Annotated in this window: 4 protein-coding genes and 1 pseudogene; all 5 read right to left on the bottom strand. The window is 38.1% G+C overall.

Annotation, left to right across the window (positions count from 1 at the left end; translation table 11 throughout):
• Positions 1 to 535: 535 nt before the first annotated feature.
• The 5 genes and pseudogenes from QZ114_RS01065 to QZ114_RS01040 all read right to left on the bottom strand — a co-directional run bounded on the left by QZ114_RS01065 (position 536) and on the right by QZ114_RS01040 (position 6,506).
• The gene (locus QZ114_RS01065; protein ID WP_295498677.1) at positions 536 to 1,819 is read right to left on the bottom strand and encodes a chloride channel protein; all 1,284 of its coding nucleotides are present in this window, start codon (positions 1,817 to 1,819) and stop codon (positions 536 to 538) included.
• Positions 1,813 to 2,037 (bottom strand): annotated as a pseudogene (locus QZ114_RS01060) (purine-nucleoside phosphorylase); the annotation flags it as partial. The pseudogene QZ114_RS01060 and the gene QZ114_RS01065, both read right to left, overlap by 7 nt.
• Before the next feature lie 140 nt (positions 2,038 to 2,177).
• The gene (locus tag QZ114_RS09810; protein WP_366926333.1) at positions 2,178 to 4,907 is read right to left on the bottom strand and encodes a thiol-activated cytolysin C-terminal domain-containing protein; all 2,730 of its coding nucleotides are present in this window, start codon (positions 4,905 to 4,907) and stop codon (positions 2,178 to 2,180) included.
• A 232-nt stretch (positions 4,908 to 5,139) separates the two neighbouring features.
• Complete coding sequence (locus tag QZ114_RS01045) at positions 5,140 to 5,949, bottom strand: purine-nucleoside phosphorylase (protein WP_295498674.1); 810 nt, start codon at positions 5,947 to 5,949, stop codon at positions 5,140 to 5,142.
• The gene (locus tag QZ114_RS01040) at positions 5,946 to 6,506 is read right to left on the bottom strand and encodes a DUF1697 domain-containing protein (protein ID WP_295498671.1); all 561 of its coding nucleotides are present in this window, start codon (positions 6,504 to 6,506) and stop codon (positions 5,946 to 5,948) included. Before QZ114_RS01040 ends, QZ114_RS01045 begins: the two co-directional genes overlap by 4 nt.
• Position 6,507 lies beyond the last annotated feature (1 nt).

Genomic DNA, 6,507 nt, shown 5'->3' with positions numbered 1-6,507 from the left:
AGAGCGACAAGAAAACGACTGAAAATTAGGAATCTGACGAGAAATCCTGATTTCTCAGTCAGATTATCTATTTTCCGAGTTTTCCGCTCGTGTTCAAATCAAAACACACGCTCTACCTTTCTTTATTTTATATTTTATATTAGGAAAGATACCAAACCCGTCAAAAAGCGAAGGGAAAATAGGAGTTGGGCGCAGTGAGCGATGCTCGCTAGACCAACTATCTTTTTCCCACTGCTTTTAGGGTGGGTTCAATTCCTTTCTTTTTAAATTTTGATTATATAGAAGAGAATAGCCCCGGTTCAATTGAAAACCGAACTATCCTTCCTTTCTGATTTTTTAGAAAAGTTTTTCGCTCATGTTCAAATCAAAACACACGCTCTACCTTTCTTTTTTTATATTTCATAACTAGGAAAAATCGGATTCAATCATGACTCCGATAAGCCTACTTCTTTTTTATTTCAAACAGTTATTGATAAATTGACAATAGTTTTTAATCTTTTAAGATAAATCTTTGATTAGAAGAAACGGTCGTTCTCTATCTTATTACTCTATTCTTTGACTTCTGACACAGTATGTTAGCCCAAGAAAAACGGTCTAATATTTTTGCAAATCCATAAGCTGCATACGCTGTTACTAGAAGATAAGGTAAGGATTCTAGAGTCAGACCAGTAAAGCCGACTACCAGACCTGTAGCTGATAAAGGAGCCCTCAAGGTCACAGACAAAAAGCAAACAGATCCCAAAAGCAAAATGCTTGGCTGGTTATCCCCACCTAGAATCATTCCAAAGAGGGCAGCTCCAGCCATCCCCAAGGCAAAAGATGGCGTAAGTGTACCACCATAGGCCCCTGCCCACAGAGTAATAAGAACGACCAGTGCTTTTAGGATAAACAAGAGGAATACTGTTTTACCATTGCTACCATTCAAGACTTCCTGAGCCATCATACGTCCATTTCCAAGTAGATGTGGAAAATAACTTGCCAACCCAGCAAGAAAAAGAAAAACTGTAGGCAATGTGAGAAGTACTCGTTTATCTTTTATCCTGTTTGAGGACACTTCTTTACTCAAGCGACCAAAAAGCCAAGCTAGTGGGGTTAAGAAAAGAAGTAATAAGGGAATAATCCACGTTTCCTTTAATGACCATGCAATGGCTGGAATCTGGTAGAGAGCATGATCTGAAATAACCAAGCCTGCTGTATAGGTTGACACATAGGTAGTCAAACCGACTAAGACAAATCGTTTAATAGATAGAGCAATTCCTAGAGTTTCAAAAACAAAGAAGACACTTGTTAATGGAACCTGGTAGACAGCTGCTAGACCAGCACCAGCACCACAAGCAAGGAGAAATATTTGATCCTTCTTAGAGAGAGAACATATTTTCCCAATTGGTCCTGCAAATAGAGTTCCAATCTCTCGTGGTGCAGCTTCTTTACCAATAGGGGCTCCTCCTCCAACTGCAATAATTTGCCAAATTGAATGAAATAGCTGTTTTAAAAAATGAAGTTTGTATTGTGAAATCTCATCCTTCATCTGTGCTTTAATAGAAAAAATCTGTGATTTTTTTTGCAAGAAATACCAGACCAAGGATGAACTGACACCTACGATTATTAAACTTAATCCTATCCGCGATGAGGAAACTCCATCTGTCAAGAATACAGTTTGATGCTCTGATTGACCAAAAGCTATCCCCTCTATCATCTTTAAAAGATAATGTAGAAAAATACCAGATAAACCAGAAACTAGCCCTTGCAAAATTACTGCTAGAAATAATTTAAGATTATAAGGGATTTTCTGAAAAACACTCCTCAATTCTTTTAACATAATAATAATTCAGTAAAAACGGCTTTAAGTAAGCCTTTAACACACTCAGTCACTTCTATAACCTCTTTGTGGTTAAGCTCTTCTTTGAAACCAGTAGTATAGTTAGTAATACATAAAATTCCTAGAACTTTCAAACCTGAGTAGTCCACAACAATAACTTCAGGAGCAGTTGACATTCCGACCATATCTGTTCCAAGTATCTTATAGGTACGAATTTCCACTCGTGTTCAAATTAGAACACCTCACTCTACCTTTCTGTTTAATTTTGTTCTCTCACATAGAACTAGCTGAGTCCTGTTCAAGATCAGCTAGTCCTTTCTTATAAACTAGACAAACGAACTGTCATTGTATCGTCAGATTATAAGACATCATCGTCACTCACCTTAGAATTCAATGTTGTTCCCCAGTGAGTAATTTTACGATGTGGTTGGGCGAGAAGAGGTCTGTTGTCATAGATTGTTTGCCATCTATTCCAGATAAGACCTGTTCTCTTTTCAATCTTAATTCGAAGATTGCGCATATTAGACTTAATTGGGAGATTGAGGATAGAGCCTGCGGTCTGATTGCGCCCATTCCCTTCCCAAGAACGACTTCGGACAACTGATTGACCATTTCTATCTACTGTAACTTCTTCCCACGATATTGAATAACGTGCAATATAAGCGCCGCTATGTTGGATAGTTAGGGTCTTATCTTTTACAGGAGTGTAGTTTAACAGTTGTACAGGTTTAGAAGCTTGCGTAGTTACATTATTTTTAGCTACAAATCGAAAAACTTCTACTTCTGCAAGGCTGAGAGCTTGATTTTTTTGACGCAATTGAACACGAACACGGCGACCTAGTTTACCATTCAACTGGAGATCTAAACTGCTTCCTGCTAAACGAGAAACATATTGTCTAGCAACTTCTGTCCCTTTTTCATCATATAAAATCACATCAAAGTCTGAGAGACGTTTAGAAAGTTCTCCATCCCCACGGTTATGAAGGCGAACAAGTCCTACCTGTTCTGTACGACCTAAATCAACTTCCCACCAAGGCTGGTTTTCAAATTTTGTATGTGTAATTGATTGCTGGCTATAACTACTATTGGTATTGCCATCCAAGGCACGACTAGCATCTCCTCCAAAATCAGTAGAACTTTGCTTAGCTTGTTTTTTCCAAGCGATATTTTCAGCGCGAAAAACTTGAACTTCTGCAAGACTGAGAGCGTTATATCCATCTAACTCAATGCGTACAAAACGAGCTTTCTTATAATCAATTGAAATCTGAGCGGAACTATCTCGTAAGTATGCAATGCGCTTTCTTTCAATTTCTTTTCCAGAACTATCTAAAAGAATCACATTAAAATTAGTCAGTCTATCTTGAGCAGCATCTGTTCGATTGTAAATATTAATCTGGCGAATCGTTTCTTCCTTATCTAAATCGACTTGCCACCAAGGTTTTGATTGAAAATCTGTATGAGTGACAGAATGATGTCCGTAGTTTCCATCTAATTTCCCATCAACTGCTCTTCTAGCATCTCCTCCAAAAGCTGTCGAACTTTGAGTTACTCGTTTCCCTAGAGCTATGTTTTCAAATGATTCTACACTAGGTTGAGTAGACAAGAGGGGAACTTCCTTTTTCTTAAAGAAATAAACTTTGTCCAATTTTTGATCACGATATCCCTGTTTATCAAGCGTATCACGTTTTCCAATATTAAAATTCGGGATAGCATTCATTCTACTTTCAAAATAACCACGCGAACGGTGCTTGAAACTAGAGTTACCTGTAAAGGTTACAATATCATGATCATTACGAATCAAAGATGTCACAACATTATCATTATCGACCACATAATGTTTTATTTTACCAGATAATGCCAACTTACGACTTTCTAATCCTACATCCCAGAAACCATTTTTAGCATTCCAAATAGTTCGAGAAGTAATGACTTTAGGAGCGCTAAATGTCGTAACTTTTTTCAAAACATTATTATAAAAAGTAGGATATTTTTGATAAGCTTCAACTGCCGCTATTTGAGCTAAGTAGCCTCCCAGCGAATGACCTGTCATATACAGATTGGTGATACTGGAATCCTGCGCCAGTTCTTTTACAACATTACGGATATCATCCGCTTGTGCAGGTTTATTTCCACCAAATAAAACAAAATCTGCACTTAAATCCTTGGCGTCATTAACTCGCGTTCCACGAATAGCCAACATTTGAATCGTATTGTCTTTTAAATAAGGAAGATCACTCTTAGTTTCAAACAAGAAAGCATCCAAACCACTTGCTGTATGATAAGCCTTTTTCATCTTCCAAAATGGGGCTAACTCATTGTGCATCATTTTATATTCTTGACGATCAAGATAGAGACTTGGAAAAGGATTTTTATGATCTAGAATTTTTTCAATGTAATCATCATCACGATAAGCCAACTCCATAAAAAGGAGGGAATCACGATCTGTGACATACCATTGTTTCTTGTTATCATCTTCCCCGTCTTCTAGTCCATCTCCATCACTATCTGCTAGTAAAGGATGGCTATGGTATCCTAAGTAGTCTTTCCCATCTTTATTGTAAATATACAATTCATCCTTATTCTTTATTCCATCATGATCATCATCTCCATCAGGATCTAAAAATTTTCCACCGTATAAAGAATTATCGACAAGTTCCTTCTCTACATGGAGTTCTCCTTTAGAAATTTTGACAAAGTCTGCCTCTGTTACTGGACGAGAATTTTTCGGCTCATCCTTTAGAATTTCCTCTTTCTTCAATTCCTCGTGAGGCACAGCAGATTCTTTTTGATATAATTCTTCTCCTGCTTTTTCTTTCTGATTTTTAACAACTTCTTTTGTCTCTAAAGTTGATTGAGTAGTTGTTGCTTTCTCCTCTGTAATAGATATTTCCTGTTTTTTATCAGTGCTTTCTTTTATGGAACTATCCGTTGCATTTACTACTAGAGGAGTCTCATTTTTCACAACTGGGTTACCTTCATTGGCAGAAATTCCTGTCGGTGCTAAAAAAGCAAAACCAACTGCAATAGACACAACTCCGATACTTAGTTTTTTTATACCAAAACGCATAATTCGTTGATTAATTCTCATTTATTCATATATCTTTCTTTTATTTTTCCCCCTCTTTACCAACACTATTCTCCAATCAGCTAATCTCCTTTAGAGTCACAGTTTCATTTTTATACTTGGTTAGCAAGGATTTGATGAGGTTTATAAAAGTATAGAAACCTCATTCAATTTTCATATCATAATTCTATATGGAAGTTAATTGTTTCATTCATCTTCCAACTTACAGAAATATTTTCCTACTGATTTTTCTTTCTCATAGTTCAGCAAGAATGGCTTTTAGCAAGCCCTTGAAGTCGCCTTTAACACGTTCAGTCACTTCTACAACTTCCTCGTGATTGAGTTCTTCTTGGAATCCAGCTGCAAAGTTAGTGATACATGAGATTCCCAGAACTTTCAAGCCAGAGTGGGCTGCCACAATAACTTCAGGAACAGTCGACATACCAACTGCATCTGCTCCCAGTGTCTTATAGGCACGAATTTCTGCTGGTGTTTCATAAGTTGGACCAGTAACACCGATATAGACACCTTCATCAAGCTTGATACCAATTTTTTTAGCCACTTCATGGGCAGTCACACGGTATTCTGGTGTGTAGGCCTTAGACATATCTGGGAAACGAGGACCAAATTCATCCAAGTTTTCACCCATCAATGGATTTTGACCCGTCATGTTGATATGGTCTGAGATAGCCATCAAAGTACCAGGCCCATAACCAATACCACCAGCTGCATTGGTTACAATGACACCTTCACATCCAAGAACTTTCATGACACGTACTGGAAAAGTCACGACTTCCAGAGGATTGCCTTCGTAGAAATGGAAGCGACCTTGAAGAGCCAAGACCTTGCGACCTGCAAGTTCCCCATATACCAATTTACCAGCGTGACCGACTACTGTTGAACGGCCCCAGTTTGGAATCTCAGCATAGTCTACTACAACTGGGTTTTCAATTTCTTCTGCCAATTCTCCCAGTCCTGATCCAAGGATTAGACCGAACTCAGGCGTTTGGATTCCCTTGTCTTTCAGGAAGGCAGCTGTTTCATTGATTTTATCTAAAAATGTCATTGTGTGTCTCCTTTTTTAGTTTTTAGCATTTGACCGATTTTGTCAAAAGTTTTAGCATTGCGAATGGTGATGTTACGATAAAAGGGCATCTTGAGTAAGTACTTGTGATAGGCTGTTTCGTAGTATGATTCTTCGGAGTATTTTCCCCAGAAAATACCAAGTTTTCCAAAATGAACGACTTCATCTTCCAGTTCCAAACCGTTCACTTTCTCGATCACTTGATCCACATCTAAGCCCTCCGTGTAAAAGAGGACATCCTTTCGTGCCAAATCTTTGGTCCACCAATCTGGCAGATTATTCAGCTCTTCTTCATAATCTTCCTGACTCAGCAAGGAAAAGCTCTTAATAAATGGATAATGGACTGCAAAGAAAGCCTCTAACTTTTCAACCAATCGGGCTTTGGGGTCTGTCGAAGTAAAGAAAATATTGCCACTGTTGATGTAGGTCTCAAGCTTTTCCAGTCCCAACTCTGTCAGTTCTTGACGAAGTTGCGCCATGACAACCTTATTTTTCCCACCGACATTAATGCCCCGAACAAGTAAAGCATATCGCGTCATC

The sequence above is a fragment of the uncultured Streptococcus sp. genome (assembly GCF_901875575.1).
GTDB lineage: Bacteria > Bacillota > Bacilli > Lactobacillales > Streptococcaceae > Streptococcus.
The sequence above is the reverse complement of the archived record's forward strand: the minus strand, read 5'-3'. Positions and strand labels throughout refer to the sequence as shown.

What these genes read in the sequence shown, in the direction of transcription:
- QZ114_RS01040 (WP_295498671.1), bottom strand. Translation starts at nt 6,506, where the DNA reads ATGACGCGATATGCTTTACTTGTTCGGGGCATTAATGTCGGTGGGAAA.
- QZ114_RS01045 (WP_295498674.1), bottom strand. Translation starts at nt 5,949, where the DNA reads ATGACATTTTTAGATAAAATCAATGAAACAGCTGCCTTCCTGAAAGAC.
- QZ114_RS01065 (WP_295498677.1), bottom strand. Translation starts at nt 1,819, where the DNA reads ATGTTAAAAGAATTGAGGAGTGTTTTTCAGAAAATCCCTTATAATCTT.
- QZ114_RS09810 (WP_366926333.1), bottom strand. Translation starts at nt 4,907, where the DNA reads ATGAGAATTAATCAACGAATTATGCGTTTTGGTATAAAAAAACTAAGT.